This is a genomic window from Caballeronia sp. LjRoot34, from assembly GCF_964253815.1.
In the GTDB taxonomy this organism is placed as follows: Bacteria; Pseudomonadota; Gammaproteobacteria; order Burkholderiales; family Burkholderiaceae; genus Caballeronia.
On record NZ_CAXUSB020000003.1, the window covers coordinates 1,628,380 to 1,644,704 of the forward strand.

Annotated in this window: 17 protein-coding genes and 1 pseudogene; 2 read left to right on the forward strand and 16 right to left on the reverse strand. The window is 63.0% G+C overall.

What is annotated here, in order from left to right:
• Position 1 precedes the first annotated feature (1 nt).
• The 14 genes and pseudogenes from ACSQ36_RS38185 to ACSQ36_RS38250 form a co-directional block, all read right to left on the reverse strand.
• Positions 2-970 (reverse strand): F0F1 ATP synthase subunit gamma, encoded by a 969-nt coding sequence (locus ACSQ36_RS38185; protein WP_436186117.1) that lies wholly within the window; start codon positions 968-970, stop codon positions 2-4.
• Entirely contained in the window at positions 967-2,568 is a 1,602-nt protein-coding gene (locus tag ACSQ36_RS38190) for a F0F1 ATP synthase subunit alpha (protein WP_436186118.1), read from the reverse strand. Before ACSQ36_RS38190 ends, ACSQ36_RS38185 begins: the two co-directional genes overlap by 4 nt.
• A complete protein-coding gene (locus tag ACSQ36_RS38195) occupies positions 2,565-3,299 on the reverse strand; it encodes a F0F1 ATP synthase subunit delta (protein WP_436186119.1) in 735 nt (244 codons plus the stop codon). Before ACSQ36_RS38195 ends, ACSQ36_RS38190 begins: the two co-directional genes overlap by 4 nt.
• 13 nt (positions 3,300-3,312) lie before the next feature.
• Positions 3,313-3,561, reverse strand: a complete 249-nt coding sequence (locus tag ACSQ36_RS38200) for a F0F1 ATP synthase subunit C (RefSeq protein ID WP_031359402.1) — start codon at positions 3,559-3,561, stop codon at positions 3,313-3,315.
• Complete coding sequence (locus ACSQ36_RS38205; protein ID WP_436186120.1) at positions 3,558-4,256, reverse strand: F0F1 ATP synthase subunit A; 699 nt, start codon at positions 4,254-4,256, stop codon at positions 3,558-3,560. The genes ACSQ36_RS38200 and ACSQ36_RS38205 overlap by 4 nt, the downstream gene beginning before the upstream one ends.
• Complete coding sequence (locus ACSQ36_RS38210) at positions 4,253-4,531, reverse strand: N-ATPase subunit AtpR (protein WP_436186121.1); 279 nt, start codon at positions 4,529-4,531, stop codon at positions 4,253-4,255. Before ACSQ36_RS38210 ends, ACSQ36_RS38205 begins: the two co-directional genes overlap by 4 nt.
• On the reverse strand, positions 4,528-4,851 hold the full coding sequence (locus ACSQ36_RS38215) for an AtpZ/AtpI family protein (RefSeq protein WP_346730460.1): 324 nt from the start codon (positions 4,849-4,851) through the stop codon (positions 4,528-4,530). The genes ACSQ36_RS38210 and ACSQ36_RS38215 overlap by 4 nt, the downstream gene beginning before the upstream one ends.
• Positions 4,848-5,291, reverse strand: coding sequence for a F0F1 ATP synthase subunit epsilon (locus ACSQ36_RS38220; RefSeq protein WP_213763007.1), 444 nt, complete (start codon positions 5,289-5,291; stop codon positions 4,848-4,850). Before ACSQ36_RS38220 ends, ACSQ36_RS38215 begins: the two co-directional genes overlap by 4 nt.
• The gene (gene atpD, locus ACSQ36_RS38225; protein ID WP_436186473.1) at positions 5,288-6,817 is read right to left on the reverse strand and encodes a F0F1 ATP synthase subunit beta; all 1,530 of its coding nucleotides are present in this window, start codon (positions 6,815-6,817) and stop codon (positions 5,288-5,290) included. Before atpD ends, ACSQ36_RS38220 begins: the two co-directional genes overlap by 4 nt.
• Before the next feature lie 310 nt (positions 6,818-7,127).
• Positions 7,128-9,101: an acetate--CoA ligase gene (gene acs / locus ACSQ36_RS38230; RefSeq protein ID WP_436186122.1), complete on the reverse strand. Its 1,974-nt coding sequence runs from the start codon at positions 9,099-9,101 to the stop codon at positions 7,128-7,130.
• A gap of 302 nt (positions 9,102-9,403) precedes the next feature.
• A complete protein-coding gene (fnr, locus tag ACSQ36_RS38235) occupies positions 9,404-10,189 on the reverse strand; it encodes a fumarate/nitrate reduction transcriptional regulator Fnr (protein WP_436186123.1) in 786 nt (261 codons plus the stop codon).
• A gap of 84 nt (positions 10,190-10,273) precedes the next feature.
• Positions 10,274-10,672, reverse strand: a complete 399-nt coding sequence (locus tag ACSQ36_RS38240; protein WP_213763002.1) for a response regulator — start codon at positions 10,670-10,672, stop codon at positions 10,274-10,276.
• A 181-nt stretch (positions 10,673-10,853) separates the two neighbouring features.
• Positions 10,854-11,501: a response regulator gene (locus tag ACSQ36_RS38245; RefSeq protein ID WP_213763001.1), complete on the reverse strand. Its 648-nt coding sequence runs from the start codon at positions 11,499-11,501 to the stop codon at positions 10,854-10,856.
• A pseudogene (locus ACSQ36_RS38250) lies at positions 11,498-12,862 on the reverse strand (histidine kinase); the annotation flags it as partial. The gene ACSQ36_RS38245 and the pseudogene ACSQ36_RS38250, both read right to left, overlap by 4 nt.
• A gap of 124 nt (positions 12,863-12,986) precedes the next feature.
• Here ACSQ36_RS38250 and ACSQ36_RS38255 point away from each other — a divergent pair.
• A complete protein-coding gene (locus tag ACSQ36_RS38255; protein ID WP_436186124.1) occupies positions 12,987-13,463 on the forward strand; it encodes a universal stress protein in 477 nt (158 codons plus the stop codon).
• Between the two features lie 91 nt (positions 13,464-13,554).
• Here ACSQ36_RS38255 and ACSQ36_RS38260 read toward each other — a convergent pair whose 3' ends face one another.
• Together ACSQ36_RS38260 and ACSQ36_RS38265 are read right to left on the reverse strand one after the other, a co-directional pair.
• Positions 13,555-14,064: a universal stress protein gene (locus ACSQ36_RS38260; protein ID WP_213762997.1), complete on the reverse strand. Its 510-nt coding sequence runs from the start codon at positions 14,062-14,064 to the stop codon at positions 13,555-13,557.
• 40 nt (positions 14,065-14,104) lie between these two features.
• Positions 14,105-14,935, reverse strand: coding sequence for a universal stress protein (locus ACSQ36_RS38265; protein ID WP_436186125.1), 831 nt, complete (start codon positions 14,933-14,935; stop codon positions 14,105-14,107).
• A 339-nt stretch (positions 14,936-15,274) separates the two neighbouring features.
• Here ACSQ36_RS38265 and ACSQ36_RS38270 point away from each other — a divergent pair, with 339 nt between their 5' ends.
• The gene (locus ACSQ36_RS38270) at positions 15,275-16,312 is read left to right on the forward strand and encodes a zinc-dependent alcohol dehydrogenase family protein (protein ID WP_436186126.1); all 1,038 of its coding nucleotides are present in this window, start codon (positions 15,275-15,277) and stop codon (positions 16,310-16,312) included.
• Positions 16,313-16,325: the final 13 nt, after the last annotated feature.

Below are 16,325 nucleotides of genomic sequence, written 5' to 3' on the forward strand. Positions count from 1 at the left end.
GTCAGAAGGAGGGGACGGAGCCGTTCCCGCAGTGCCGGGTCGGTTCAGGGCGCGGCTTTTTTGAAGGTCTGTCGGCGGCGATGCTTCCTGCGGAAAGCTCCACGATCTCCGACGTGATCTCCTCTTGCCTCAGCCGGCGAAAATCGCCGGTCAATGCTTCGAGCTTGTCATGCACGTTCGTGCGTGCAGCGATCATCGCCCGCATGCGCGCTTCGTTTTCTGCGGCGAACGACAGCATGATGGCCTCGCAAAGCTGCGCGAAGATGTATTCCTCCGCGAGCTGCGATAACAGGCGCTGCGGCGCAAGATTGATGAGCGGCGGATTGCGGCGCGCGATTGCCGGCGACGATGATGACGTAGCCGATGACGTAGCAGAAAAGCGCCCGTAGTCGAACGGCAACAGGGTCTGCTCCACGGTCTGGACACTGGCCGTCGGGTTCGGCGTTGCGTGGATTACGCTCACGCGAGTCGTCCGCCCGGCGACCAGGCGCTGGAACAAAACACCGGTGAGGCGATCGGCGAGTGCAGGTACTTCGTCGGCGTGCGTGATCATGGGCGCGGACCAGCCGACGTTCAGCCCGCGTTCCGTCGCCGCCACGATCCCGCGGTCGCCGAGCACCAGGTATTCTGTCCGAACGTACGCAGTACTCGATGCAAGCGCCGCGTCGATCACGTGCTCGTTGAACGTGCCGACAAACCCCTGTTCCGCGCACAGGACTATCACCATGGACGCATCGTGCTTTGCATCCCGATCCGGGGCCGCGGTTTCGTGCGACGCATGATCGTCGATCAGCAGCAGCGCGTCGCCAATCGCCGCGCTGACTATCCGCGCGCACGCCCGAATGCCGTCCAGACGGCTGCGCGCTTCACGCGAGCGCGCCGCAGCGATCCCACGCATTGCGCCGACCACGGATTCAAGCCCATGTACGCCATTCATGCGTGCCTGAACTTCGCTGAGTTTATTGCTCATGTCGATGCGGCCTCGGGCTTGGTTTCCGGCTTGGTTTCAGCTTCGGCCGCAGGCGCCGCGCTTGACTGTACTGCAAGATCGCGCACGGCTGCGACCAGTCCGCTCAACGTGGCCTCATCGAGCGTCCCTGTGGCAACAAGCGCGGCGCTCGCCGCAGGGCCGCCGTGCGCATCCAGATGTCCTGCAAGACGGGTGCGAACCGCCGCAATGCAACTGACTGGCAACGCGTCAAACACGCCATCGGCGAGCGCGGCCAGCAGCGCGATTTCATCGACGGGGCGCAGCGGCGCAAAACGCGGCTGCGTGATCAACGCGCGAATGCGCTGGCCCCGATCCACTTGCGCCTTCACTCTCGGCTCCATCGCGCCGCCAAAACGCGTGAACATTTCAAGCTCAAGGAATTGCGAATAATCTAGCCGCAGACGCCCTGAAACTTTCCTCAACGCGGGCAATTGAGCCTTGCCGCCGACCCGGCTCACGCTCAGGCCTACGTCCACGGCGGGGCGCTGGTTGGCGGCGAAGAGCGCGGCGTCGAGCATGATCTGCCCATCGGTAATCGAGATCAGGTTGGTGGGAATGTAAGCGGACAAATTGCCGGCATCGGTCTCCGCGACCGGCAACGCGGTGAGCGATCCGCCGCCCAGTTCCTTCGACAGTTTCGCCGCGCGTTCCAGCAACCGGGCGTGCAGGTAGAAGATATCGCCGGGATATGCTTCGCGGCCGGGCGGTTCGCGCGTGAGCAGGGCGAGTTCGCGATGCGTTGCGGCATGCTTGCTCAGGTCGTCGATCACGATGAGCGCATGTTGCCCGCGATCACGAAAATATTCGGCAATGGAGAAACCGCTGAACGGTGCGATCCATTGCAAACCCGGGGAAGCTGCCGCCGACGCTACCACGAACACGCATCGCTCGGGCGCGCCGTGTCGGCGCACGGCATCGATTACACGCTGCACGGCGGTAGCACGCTGACCGATCGCCACGTACACGCAGATCATGTCGGTGTGCTTCTGGTTCACGATCGTGTCGATGGCAATCGAGGTCTTGCCAGTCGCCCGGTCCCCGATGATCAGCTCGCGCTGGCCACGGCCGATTGCAAACAACGCGTCGATCAGCAGGATGCCGGTGGCGACCGGTTGCGCGACCAGATCCCGGTCGATGATGGAAGGCGCCGGCCGCTCGATCGGCAAGTGCTTCTCGGCGGGCACGGGTTCGTCGTTGTCGAGTGGCCTGCCGAGCGGATCGACCACACGCCCGAGCAGTCCGGGACCGACCGGCACTTCCACCACTTGGCCCGTTCCAGTGACGCGGGAACCGGCGGAAATCGCATCGCCGTCGTCCAGCAGGACCGCGCCGATAGCATCGGCGTCCAGTGTGAGCGCAAAGCCGAAGCGGCCACCTTCGAAGCGCAGCAGTTCGTTCAAGCGCACATCGGGCAGGCCCGAGACCGAGGCAATGCCGTCGGACACGTGTTCAACGCGGCCGACGGTTTCCGCCTGCGGGGCAAACTGAGCGCGTGCGAGGGCGGCGCGGCTGCTGGCGAGCCAGTCGTTGTCTCCTGCGTCGTCTTCTGCAGCGAGGCCGGTCTGGATGGGTGTCATGAGCTAAGGAGTTCCATTTTCAGGCCGGCGAGATCGTGGCGAAAACTGTTGCGCACGAGTGCATGCGGCGCTTCCAGTTCAAGTCCTGCAATCACGGCGGGATCGACTGTGACTTGAACCTGCAACGGATGACCGAGCGCCTGCGTGAACGCGGTTTGACATGCCGCCAGTTCATCGTCGGTGAGGGCGCGAGGCACGATCAGGTGGACTGGTTCATCGTCGCCGGTCAGTTGTGCCCGGGTAGCCTCGGGCAGCGCGGCAAGCTCACGCGCGAGTCCATCGATGAACCCCGCGATCCGTGCCTCGGCGGGCAGGCGATCGAGTAGCCGCGCCGTGACATCGAGTGCGAATTGCGACGCGCGATCCGAGTCGGCTGCGGCCGCTTCGCGGCGGCTGGCATCGATTGCGGTCTGTGCAGCCGTGCGCATCTGTTCCGCGTCGGTGCGTGCGGCGTTCTCGAGCGACGTCTTGAGCTGCGCGGCTTCGGCCGTCGCCGCTTCGAGCAGATGCGCGCGCTGCGCGGCAAGTTCAGCGCTGTCAGCAGCGGCCTTTTGCTGCTCACCGAGCGCTGCGGCTTTGGCTGCGGTGGCATCGGCCATCAGCGCCGCGGCTGCATGCTGGCGCTCCGCCACTATCTTCGCCACTGGGCGAAACAGAAAGCGCGCCAGCAACCAGACGAGCACCAGCGCGTTGACGGTCTGTAGCAGTAGAGTCCACCAGTCGATGTGCATGATCAGCGCGTGCTCACTTCACGAACGGATTGGCGAACAACACGAGCAGGGCGATCACCAGGCAGTAGATCGCCATGGTCTCGATCATTGCCAGGCCGACGAACAGCGTGCGCGAAATCGTGCCGGCCGATTCCGGCTGCCGGGCGAGCGCGTCCATCGCGGCGGCGACCGCGCGGCCTTCGCCGAGCGCCGGTCCTATTGCGCCGAACGAGACGGCAAGCGCTGCCGCGAGAATGCTCACCACCTGGATTAGATTGTTCATTGCTGGCCTGCCTCTTTGCTGGAAGTTTTTGTGGAGTTTTCGGCTAGCGCGGCGCCAATGAAGACCATCGCGAGAACCGTGAAGATGTACGCCTGCACCGCGCCGGTCAGAAGGTCGAGCGCCATCAACGGGATGGGGACCAGCAATCCGGCTAGCGACAGTACGATGCCGACGACGAAGACACCGCTCATCACATTGCCGAACAGACGCACGACCAGCGAGAAGGTGCGCGTGATCTGCTCGACCACGTTGAGCGGGATCATGATCCACGTGGGTTCGGCAAAGGTGGCGAGGTAACGGCCCAGGCCGCGCGTGCGGATGCCGTAGAAAATGGTCGCGAAGAATACGATCAGGGCCAGCGCGGCATCGGTTTCCACGTGAGCGGTGGGGGGCTCGACACCGGGCAGGAGTGACGACCAGTTGCTGACCAGAATGAACAGAAAGAGCGTGCCGACCAGCGAGCGATAACGCTCGGGCTCGGCTTGCATGGTGTCGCGAATCTGGTCGTCCATGGTGCTGACCAGCAGTTCGAGCACCGTCTGTACTTTCGATGGCGTGAGCGACAAGCGGCGCGTGTACCACGCGGCGCCGCCAGCGAGCAGGGCCATGATGACCCACGTCGCCACGACCGGCGCTGATACGTCGATCGGTCCGATATGGAACAGGGTGGCAGTGACGAGCGGCGAGGCGATCATGGCGTCACCTGGACGCGTCGCACGATAAAGCCGCGCGCCAGCAGCAACCCGGCCGCACCGCATAGCAACGGCCACGCGCCCAGTTTCGCCAGGACACCGAATAAAACCGCCACCCCGGCGAGGCGCAAGAGTTGCAGGCCGATTGCCTTGGCCGGCGTGCCGGCGATCAGCAACCGGACGTTCCAGCGCAAGGTGGCGAAGTGGAGCGCGCCGGCCGCGAGGCCGACACTCACACCAATCACGATCTGGGCTGCGAGTGGTAAGTGATGTGTCATTGCCGATCTCCCCGGGTTTGCCGATGCATCCACTTCCACGCAGACCACAGTCCGACGGCGGCACCTGCCATTAATAACGGCGCCGAGAAAAACACGCCGGTGTTGAAGTACCGGTCGAGCCAGTGGCCGATCACCAGCCCAAGCAGCGTCGGCACGACGATGGTCCAGCCGAGAATGCCGATCTGACCGAGGCGGGTTCCAAGCGATGGTTCCGGCTCTTCCCGCGCCTCACGTTCGCGCCGCACGGCTTGCCGTGCGGCATGCGCCATGCGGTCGGCGTCACGCTTGGAATCGATATCGTCAGGCGAGGGCTGAGTCACGGTCCTGCTCCGTCCGCCGGTCCCGCGCTCGGACGCAGATACCGCAATAACTGCCGCACGGCTTGCGCATGAAGACGTGTTTCGTCTACGCGGGCACGCCGCACTGTATCGAGCTGCGCCGCGCGCGCGGCATCGACTTGCGCCTCAAGTACCTCGAGTGATGTGCCGCTCGTTCCCATCACGCCTTCGCGGCACGCAATCGATATCTCGTGTCCGCCTGACACGCGCAGCACGCCTTCCTTCACGGCGCAAAACTGTTCGATGCCGTCAGCCTCGTGCCATCGAAGCACGGACGGCGCGAGCACGGTCAGGAACGCTGCGTGGCCGGGCAGAATGCCGAAACTGCCGGTAGCGTCCTCGGCGCGCAGCGCGACGACTTCGGTGCTGTCGAACAGCACGCGCGCTGGCGTGGCGATAGTCAAATGCAGGAGCGCGCTCATGGTTCGACATGCCCCGCTGCGGTCTTGATGTTCGCGTTCTCAGGCGGCGTTGACGACGCCGCTTCGCGAGTGCGGGCTTCATCGAGTGTGCCGATCATGTAGAGCGAGCTTTCCTGCCAGGTGTCGCACTCGCCGGCGAGGATCGCCTTGCAGCCGGCGATGGTATCGGCAACCGCGACGGAGCGGCCGGGCACGCCTGTAAACGCCTCCGTGACGGTGAATGGCTGGCTCAGGAAGCGCTGCAGGCGGCGAGCCCGTCCAACGATGCGACGATCGTCCACGCCGAGTTCCTCGACACCGAGCAACGAGATCACGTCCTGCAGTTCCCGATAATGTTCGATGGTCTTGCGCACTTCGATGGCGACCGCAGCATGCTCGTCGCCGACGAAAGCGGGGTCGAGCAGGATGGAAGACGAAGCGATCGGATCGATGGCGGGATACATGCCCTCGGCGGCCATCGAGCGCGACAGGACGATCATGCTGTCCACATGCGCCGCGATGGTCGTCACGGCCGGGTCGGTGAAGTCGTCCGCCGGAACGTAGACGGCTTCGATCGCGGTAACCGACACGCCGCCGACCGACACAATGCGCTCTTGCAGCGCGGCTACTTCGCTTGCGAGCGTCGGCTGGTAACCAACCCGCGACGGCAGCCGGCCAAGCAAGCCTGAAACTTCCGCGCCGGCCTGGACAAACCGGAACACGTTGTCCATGAGCAGCAGCACATTCTGGTGACGTTCATCGCGAAAGTATTCGGCGACGGTGAGCGCGGTCAACGGCACCCGCCAGCGCGCGCCGGGAGGCTCGTTCATCTGGCCGTAGACCAGCACGGTACGTGGCAGCACGCCGGAATTGCGCATGTCGAGCAGCATCTCGTGGCCTTCCCTTGAACGCTCGCCGACCCCGGCGAACACCGAGATGCCTTTATAGCGTTCGACCATTGCATGGATAAGCTCCATCACGAGCACGGTTTTACCCACCCCGGCGCCGCCGAAGGTCGCGGCCTTGCCGCCTTGCGCGAGTGGGGTCAACAAGTCGATGACCTTGATCCCGGTCCAGAAGATCTCGGTGGCCGCGCTCTGCGATGCAAACGGCGGCGGGGCGCGATGAATCGGGCGGCGCGGGACGTCGTCGGCGAAAGGTGCGCCGCGGTCTCCCGGCGTGCCGGTGACATCGATCAGGCGTCCGAGCATGGCTTCCCCCACCGGCACGAGGATCGGCCCGCCAGATGCCCGCACGGCCGTCCCGCGATTTAGCCCGTTGGTCGACTGCAACGCCAGCGCGCGCACCGTGCGTTCATCCAGATGAGCCTGCACTTCCGCGATGATCGGTGGTCCGCGATCGGTGAAGATGGAAAGTGACTCTTCGATGAGCGGCAACGGGGCGTTATCGAAAGCGACATCCACGATCGCACCCCGTACCGCGACTACGCGGCCCTGGGGTCCTTCAACCGGGGCAGCAGGCGCGGGCTCGACACTCGTCTGGCCGACAAGGCTTGGCAGCGGCTCGACCGGACCCGCCTTCTCCATGCCGCCCGTTGGTGGAGGGTTGTCAAGGGTGGCGACTGGGTAGCGAGTATTCAATTTGCTTCCTTCAGGCGGGCTGCCGTCACGCAACTGAAAAGCGCGTGCGTCCCGTTGTTTGCCGTCAATGTGAAGTGCGCGTGGCGGTCCGAACATCAAGCGCATCTGGACTGCTGCCAACATAGGATGAATAGCGCCGGCGAGAGTCAACTGTATCCACAGGCACGCCCGGACGGTTGATTTGAATCAAGCGCATGGAGGGGCGCGACCGGTATGGGCACCGCGCCGCCCATGCCGGTCATGGCGCTCACGACACCTACGCGGGGTCGGCGAACTGCGCGATCACCTGCGGATTTTCAATGGTCGACGTGTCTTGCGAAACCGCTTCGCCCCTCGCGACCGAGCGCAACATCCGGCGCACGACCTTTCCGGAGCGCGTTTTCGGCATCGCATCGCCGAAGCGGATTTCCTTCGGTTTTGCAATTGGACCGATCTCTTTGCCGACCCATGCGCGCAATTCGTTGGCGATACGTTTCACGTCGGCGCCGGCGGGCCGTGGACCTTTCAGCACGACGAATGCAACGATGGCTTCCCCGAAGGTTTCATCGGGACGGCCAACGACCGCCGCTTCGGCGACCAGTGGGCAAGACGCCAGGGTCGACTCGATTTCCATCGTGCCCATGCGGTGACCCGATACATTGAGCACGTCGTCAACGCGGCCGGTGATCGTGAAATAGCCGGTGTCGGGGTCGCGAATCGCACCATCTCCGGCGAGATACAGATTGCCTCCCAGTTCGTCGGGGTAATAGCCTTTGCGAAAGCGCTCCGGGTTGCCCCAGACGGTGCGGATCATCGACGGCCAGGGCTTGCGGATGACCAGCACTCCGCCTTGCCCGTTCGGCACCTCATTGCCGGTTTCATCGACGATCGCGGCATCTATGCCGGGCAGCGGCAGCGTGCAGGAACCAGGCACGAGTGGTGTAACGCCTGGCAATGGCGTAATCATGTGACCGCCTGTTTCGGTCTGCCAGAACGTATCGAGCACGGGGCACCGCCCGCCGCCGACATGCTCCGAATACCACGTCCACGCGCTCGGGTTGATGGGTTCACCGACCGTGCCGAGGATGCGCAACGTGCTCAGGTCGAAGCTTTCCGGATGCACCGCGCGATCCGCATCAGCGCTCTTGATGAGGGACCGGATGGCGGTCGGCGCGGTGTAGAAAATCGTCGCCTTGTGGCGCTCGATCATGTCCCAGAAGCGGCCCGCGGTCGGATAGGTTGGCACGCCTTCGAAAATGACCTGGGTCGCGCCGACTGCGGTCGGCCCATAACAAATGTACGTATGCCCCGTGATCCAGCCGATGTCGGCGGTACACCAGAAGACATCGTCAGGCTTGATATCGAAGGTCCACTTCATGGTGACCGCGGCCCACAGCAGATAGCCTCCCGTGCTGTGCTGCACACCCTTCGGCGCGCCGGTGGACCCTGACGTATACAACACGAACAGCGGATGCTCGGCGCTCACCCATTCGGGCTCGCAGGTATCCGGCTGTGCGTGCTCCAGTTCATGCAGCCATGCGTCGCGGCCGCCGATCCATGGAATCCGGCCACCCGTGCGCCGATAGATGGCGACGGTCTTCACGGCGTCGGTGCCGTCCATCGCAAGCGCCTCGTCCACAATGCTCTTCAGCGGCAGTGTCTTGCCGCCGCGAACCTGCTCGTCGGCGGTGATGATTGCTACCGCGCCAACGTTCGTTATGCGCTCATGCAGCGACTTCGCGGAAAAGCCGCCGAACACGACGCAATGCGGTGCGCCGATGCGCGCGCAGGCCTGCATCGCGACAACCCCTTCGACTGACATCGGCAGATAGATGACGATGCGATCGCCTTTCTTCACGCCGCGTGCCCGCAGTGCATTCGCGAGCCGGCATACCCGGTGATACAACGCCTGATACGTGATGTTCGAAACCTGGCCGTCGTCGGACTCGAAGATGATCGCGGTCTTGTCCGCATTGCCGACGGCCAGATTGCGGTCGAGGCAGTTGTACGACGCATTCAGTTCGCCGTCTTCGAACCACTTGTAGAACGGTGCGTCCCGGTCGTCGAGAATCTGCGTGAACGGACGGCGCCAGGTCAAATGCTCGCGCGCAAGGCGTGCCCAGAACGCTTCGTGATCCTGGCCAGCCTCAGCCACGAGCGCGCGGTAAGCGTCCATGCTTTCAATCGCGCTGCGGGTTGCCGGAGCAATCTCCTGGGCAGGGACGAGAGGGGTCGATTCGATGGTAGACATGGTCTCCTCGCTTTAATCGTGGATCGTCGGTTGACAAGGGGTCTTGATGAAGGGCTCTTGATGACCCCATGACGCAGCAGGATGGGCACCCCGTGCGCTTGCCGAAAAAGCGAGACCGCTATCCGACGTTATCCGACTATGAGATGTCCAGTGGATATCTCATTGATACAAGTCAAGCGGACAGGTCAGCGCCATGGCTTCACCTACGCTGCGTGACCAGATTGTCCATCATCGGCACGACCAGCATCGCCGAAAGCGGCAGGGTCGATATGAAACCCCATGGGCACGTCGGTTTGCTTCGATCAAACCCCTGCAAGCTTCTCGCTGTCGAGAATGTGTACCTGCTTGCCGTTTGTATCGATCACCCCTGCGTGCTGCAGCTTGGAGAACATCCGGCTCACGGTCTCGAGCTTCAGCCCGAGATAGCTGCCAATCTCTTCACGTGTCATCCGCAGATTGAATTCCGCGGAAGAGTAGCCGCGCGTTTTCATTCTCGACGACAGGTTGAGCAGGAACGCAGCAACGCGCTGCTGGGCGGTCATGGTGCCGAGCATCATCATGAGCCCGGATTCACGCACGATCTCGCCGCTCATCATGCGATGCACATGCTGCTGCATGGCCTTCACGTCGTGGCAAAGGTCCTCCAGCAAGTCGAACGGGATGACACACACCTTGCTGTCCTCAAGCGCGATTGCATCGCAATTCTGTTCATCGGAGCATACGCCGTCGAGTCCGAGCGGTTCGCCCGCAATATGAAACCCGGTGACCTGCTCGTGGCCGTCGCGATGCGTGATGACCGTCTTGAAGCAACCGACACGCACGGCGTAGATGCTTTTGAATTTGTCGCCGGCGCGGTATAGCGTCTCGCCGCGTCGTACAAGCCGCGTGGAGCAGACAATCGCGTCGAGCCGCGCCAGCTCCGTCACGCTCAGGAGAGGCGGCATGCAGATGGAGTGCAACGAACAAGCGGAGCAGTTCGTGTCCGCACGAGCGCCCGGTGGCGGCGAACTCGTGGTGGAGGAGCGTGCCAGATAAGCAAAAGGCGTCGAGGTTGAAGCGGCGGGCGCGCAAGCGATAGCTGAGGTCATGCCTGTCTCCAGAAGAGTCGGACGATCACTGAATGGATGGACTGAGGAGCTGTGCGGATCGGGCGCGCAACGAGTGAGAGACGGTCATGCCGGCTCGCAGCGTATGCGCTCGCGGCGGTGCTTATTGGCCAGTCGCACGATGGTGTCGCGGGCCAGTTCGTACTCGCCGGTCTTGTCGAAGAAATAGCTTGCGCCGGCACGCTGGCAAGCAGCACGAAATGCCGGTCCCGAATGATTGGTCAACACCATGGTCAGGACAGGCGACGTGGCGCGCGCCAGTGATTCAACGATCTCCATGCCGCTGCCACCCGCCAGATGCGGGTCAACGATCACGAGATCGGCGCGGGTCATGCGGATACACCCAAGCGCCGAGTCCGCTTCTTCGGACTCGCCCACGATCACCACACTGTCCAGCGCGCCAATCAGGGCAGAGAGGCGGCGGCGCACAAGGCCCGAGTCATCGACGAGGAAGATCTTCAGCATGGAGCGCAACCGTTTGAGTTCATGCCTCGAAGTATGTTCGAGGCTATCTCAAAATAAAATCGGCGAGCGGCCAGACATGATGTAGGGGTTTTGGAAGGGCTGTAGGGATCGGACTACACGCTGGCGCCAAGCGTATTGGGCGGGGGTATTCGGGATTTCAGGCGCGTTTTTAGGCGATCTTTCAGGCGTCGCAGTCGTCGTCGAAGAGCTTGTGGCGCATGGCATAGCGGACCAGCGCGGTGTCGTGCGGCATCTGCATTTTTTCGAGGATGCGCGTTTTGTACGTGCTGACCGTCTTGGCGCTCACCGACAGCGCCTGGGCGATTTGCGTGATCGTTTCGCCCGCCGCGATGCGCCGGAATACTTCGAATTCGCGGTCGGAAAGCCGCCGGTGCGGCAGGTCGTCGGCCGGATCGTTCAGGCTTTGTGCGAGCCGCTCGGCCATCGCGAGGCTGACGTACACGCCGCCTGCCGCGACTTTGCTCACGGCCGTGACCAGTTCAGCGCTCGCGCTTTCCTTGGTCAGATACCCCGATGCCCCCGCCTTGAACGCACGCACCGCGTATTGCTGTTCGGCATGCATTGTCAGGACCAGGATGCGCAGCGACGGTTTCTCGTCCTTGATCTGCTTGAGCAGTTCGACGCCGTTCCTGCCGGGCATCGACAGGTCGAGGACCAGCACGTCCGCCGGGGTGGCGCGGATCATCGCCATGGTGGAAGCGCCGTCGCTGGCTTCACCAGCGACCTCCAGGCCATTCGCGCTCAGCAGGATATGGCGTAGCCCGTCGCGTACGAGGGCGTGGTCATCGGCGATCAATACTCGGGTCATTGCAGCGGTTCTTCCTCGGTGTTTTCTGGATTGCTGGAGAAAGGCTCGTCCTGTTGCAAGGTCGCCAGCGGGAATGTCACGGTCACAGCAAACCCTTGTCCGATGCCGGACTCGATCGAGACCGACCCGTCCAGCCCGTGCGCCCGCTCGCGGATGCCGATAAGACCAAACGACTTGCGCCCGGCGTCGGCACGCCCATGTGCGCCTATGCCGTCGTCGGCAATGCGCAGGATGCAGCGCTCACCTTCCAGATACAACGCCAGATTGACATGGGTAGCTTGCGCATGACGCGCCACGTTGGTCAGCGCCTCCTGCACGATCCGGAACACGGCGGTTGCGCCGTCGCGGCTGAAAATGGTGTGCCTCGCGTCGATCCGCCGCTCGACGTCAATGCCGTAGCGGTTCGTAAAGTCGATCGCCAGCCAGTCGATGGCCGGGACCAGGCCCAGGTCATCGAGCATTACCGGGCGCAGGTCGGCGGCTATCCGGCGCATCGAGGCGACGGTTGCGTCGATCAGGCGCTGCATGCCGCGCAATTGCGCGCGCGCCTCGGCGTCCGTTCCGGGGCTAAGTTCGAGCGAGGAGATATCCATTTTCAGCGCGGTCAATTGCTGGCCCAGGTCGTCATGCAACTCCCTTGCAATACGGGACTTTTCTTCCTCGCGGATACTCAGCAAATTCGCGGAGAGCTCCCGCAGTTCCTCGTGCGAGCGCTGCAGCGAGCGTTCAGCGTCGACTTGCGCGCTGATGTCGCGCAGCATCACCGTGTAAAGCTTGCCGGTTTCATCGCCGAATTGGGAGATCGATGCTTCGAGCGGGAACTCACCCCCGGTCGCGCGCAGGCCGTACAGGATGCGCCGCCCGCCCATTTGCCGGTCGGACACGCCGGTGACGCCGAACTGGCGCACATGCGCTTCGTGACCGGCGCGAAAGCGCTCGGGAACGAAGCGGGCGAGGGAGGTACCGAGCGCGTCGGCGGCGGGGCAGTCGAACAGACGTTCCGCCATTGGGTTGAACATGACGATTCGCTGGTTTTCGTCGATGGTAATGATCGCCTCCATCGACGAGCGGATGATGCCGCGCAGTCGCGCTTCGTCAAGGCGTGTTGAAGCCGGTGTCGCGGCGTTTGCGGCGTTTGCGGCTTTCGCGGCCTTCGCGCCGTGGCGCCTGAACGCCATGAAGGCGGCGCTCGCGGTGAACAGGAGGGCACCGGCCATGCCAACCATGCCCGTTAGGCGGGTCTGTCGGCTGGCGCCGCGCTGCAATGCGGTCTGCGATGCCGTGTTACGCCGTGGCGCGGACATGGGGTCTCCGGGGAAGGGGGAAATGCGTGCCGCCAGGGTCGGGCGGTTGTGCGGATCATACCGTGCCGCGCCGGACGTGATTTGTGCGGCATACCCCCGGCCGCGTGAATTGATGTGGATCAAGTGGCCGGCGGGCCTGCACACGGACACTGAAGCATGAAGGACATCCGGGGAGCGGGTCATGTACAAACGAATTCTGGTAGCGCTCGACGGCAGCGTCAGCGCGCGCCTTGCACTTGAAGAGGCGCTCAAGCTGGCGCAGGTCGTCGATGCGGAGTTGATGGTGGCGTGCGTTGTCTCGCACGACTTTTGTGATCTTGTGGGCGGGGTTATCGGAGAAGAGGCCAGAGAAGAGGCGGGCGAGGCGGCCGATAGCGGCGCGCATTGGCAGCTCGATCATGTGCGCGACTTGTGCGATCGCAGCGGGGTACGCTGCATTACTCAGATCATTGATGCACACGGCGCAAGCATCCCGGGCGCCCTCATGCAAGCGGCCCAGGCGTTCGAAGCGGATCTTATCGTGATGGGGACCCATGGACCGCGTGGCACGCGCCGGCATTTGATCGGCAGCGTCGCGGAAACAGTTTTGCGTTCGAGTCATGTTCCGGTCCTCACCGTTCGTGACGATCAGCGCGACGATGCGGCACTCGCGCTCTAGCGCATTCGCTAACGGCCCGACCGGCGGCGCTCATGTGGTGCTCAGGCGTCGGGCCGGATCGGGACGGTCCCGCCCTTACTGATAAAGACGCTTATAAAGACGCGTCGGCAACGTCCGGCGTGCTGCTCGCTTTGCGCGGTTCCTTTTTTTCCGCGGAATTCAGCGGTACCAGCAGCACTGGCCGGGTCGAAATCCGCAAGAAACGCTCGGCCACGCTGCCCAGCACGAGCCTGCGCCAGCCGCGCCGCCCGTGCGTGCCCATGACCACGAGATCGGCGCTGAAATCTTTCGCGGCGGCCGTGATCCTTTGGGCAATATCGTCACCCAAAGGATCGACTTCAACGACGAGCGTCGAGCCTTTGACACCCGCGCGCAGCATCTTGGCGGCCGCGTCGGCCAGCACTAGCGCCCCCTCTTTGACAAAAGCTTCGCGTACGAGCGACGGGTCGCAGGCCGGCCCCGAATACATCAATTGCGGCACGTCCACCACATAAACCGGCTTGAGTTCCGCGTCGTGTTCGTGAGCGAGTTCCAGGGCGGCGTCGAGGGCGTGTTCTGACGTTTCGCTGCCATCGATAGGAACGAGAATGCGGTTGTACATGAAGAATCTCCTTGGTTCTAAACCTGGTTCTAAAGCAACATCAATGCGACATCAATACGGGTACGGGCATGGACTCCAGCATGGTGCGCGTCGCGCCGCCCATCACGAGTTCCTGCCAGCGCGAGTGGCCATACGCGCCCATGACGATGAGATCGGCACCCAGGTCCGACGCGCGCGAAATCAGCATGTCGCCCATGGGTACGTCGTTGACACCGTCGATTGCCGCCACTTCGGCCTTGACGCCGTGCCGTGCCAGCAGGAGCGCGATGTCGGCGCCTGGAATGCGGTTGTCGCCTTGCGACTCGTTGAGCCTGACGACGGTGACCCTTTCGGCACGCTGCAGCAGCGGCATCGCGTCGTGGACAGCCCGGGCCGACTCGCGGCTGCCGTTCCACGCAACCATGATGTTCGCGCCAAGCGCCGGAAACACCCCGGTGTAGGGGATGAACAGCACAGGGCGGCCCGCGGTCATGACGAGCGTTTCGGGGAAATGATCGGCGATAAATGATTCCGGATCGTCCGGATCATCCTGCCCCGCCACGACCAGATCCGCGTAACGGGCATAGCGAGGAATCGCTTCGTCCGCGGAATCAGGGTGATCGACCCACTGCCCCGTCACACCCGCGCGCAACAATTCCGCGTGAAAGATCCGTTCGAGCGCGCCATGGCGTTCCTGGCGGGTTTTACGGTGCTCTTCGTAATAGTCCGCCACGCCGGCCATGACATAGAAAGAACGCGGGTCTGGAGTAAACGCCGAGAACACGCCGGTCAGGTGCGCGTCGAATTGCCTGGCGAGACGCAAAGCGTATTCGAGGCGTGGATGGGCGCGCGCGCTCATGTCGAGTTGAACGACGATGCTTTTATAGCTCATCGCAGATGCTCCGTTGGTGGGTCGTTGGCGTCAGTGACGCAGTGAGCGGCGGCGTTGCTCCAGACTCGGCTCCGGATTCGGTCCTGGAATCAGTCCGGATATCCGACGCTTACAAAAAGTCTATGAGTTCGCGTTTTTTTCCCGTTGATACAGATCAAGGAGCCGCGTCCCGGCGCGGCCTGAGCGCGGCCAATGCGATGCTGCGATGGTCACGGCAGGAGCTTCCGCACGCATGTTCTTACCTGTTGATACAGGTCAACCGCGCCCGCGTTCGCCAAGCCTAAAGTTTTGTCGTGGAAGCCCCGTTTCCAAGCATGTCCAGACAAAAGGAGATTGACGATGAAGGCACTCGTGTATCACGGACCCGGCAGTAAATCCCTCGACGACCGGCCGATGCCGAAGCTCCTTTCGGCGACGGACGCAATCGTCAAGGTCACGCGCACGACCATTTGCGGTACGGACCTGCATATCCTGAAGGGCGATGTTCCAACCTGCGAACCGGGCCGCATCCTGGGACACGAGGGCGTGGGTGTCATCGAACAGGTAGGCGCCGCGGTTTCGACGTTCAAACCCGGCGACCATGTTCTTATTTCCTGCATCACGTCGTGCGGAAAATGTGATTATTGCCGCCGTGGCATGTACTCCCATTGCACGACAGGTGGCTGGATTCTTGGCAACAAGATCGACGGCACGCAAGCCGAATATGTGCGTATCCCGCATGCGGAAACGAGCTTGTATCCGATTCCCGCCGGTGCCGATGAAGACGCATTGGTCATGCTCTCGGACATCCTTCCGACCGGTTTCGAATGCGGCGTGCTGAACGGAAAAGTGCAGCCGGGCAGCACGGTTGCCATCGTCGGCTCGGGTCCCATTGGCCTTGCCGCGTTGCTCACGGCGCAGTTCTACGCCCCGGCGCAGATCATCATGATCGACCGCGATGCGAACCGGCTGGAAGTGGCCCGAACCTTCGGCGCGACCGCGTGCGTGAACAATGCAAGCGGCGACCCGGTGGCTGAAATCAAGAAGCTGACCGGTGGCATTGGCGTGGATTGCGCGATCGAAGCGGTTGGTGTGCCGGCCAGCTTCGAGCTATGCCAGTCCATCATTGCGCCGGGTGGCACCATTGCCAATGTGGGCGTACACGGCGTGAAAGTCGATCTGCATATGGAATCGCTGTGGGACCGCAACATCACGATTACGACGCGACTGGTCGATACCGTCAGCACACCCATGCTGCTCAAGACCGTCCGTTCAGGGCGTCTGGAAGCGGGCAAGCTGATCACCCACCACTTTGCGCTGAACGACGTTCTCAACGCCTACGAGACCTTCGCCCAGGCCGCCGATACGCATGCGCTTAAGGTGATTATCGAAGCGTAACGAAGCGGGAGGC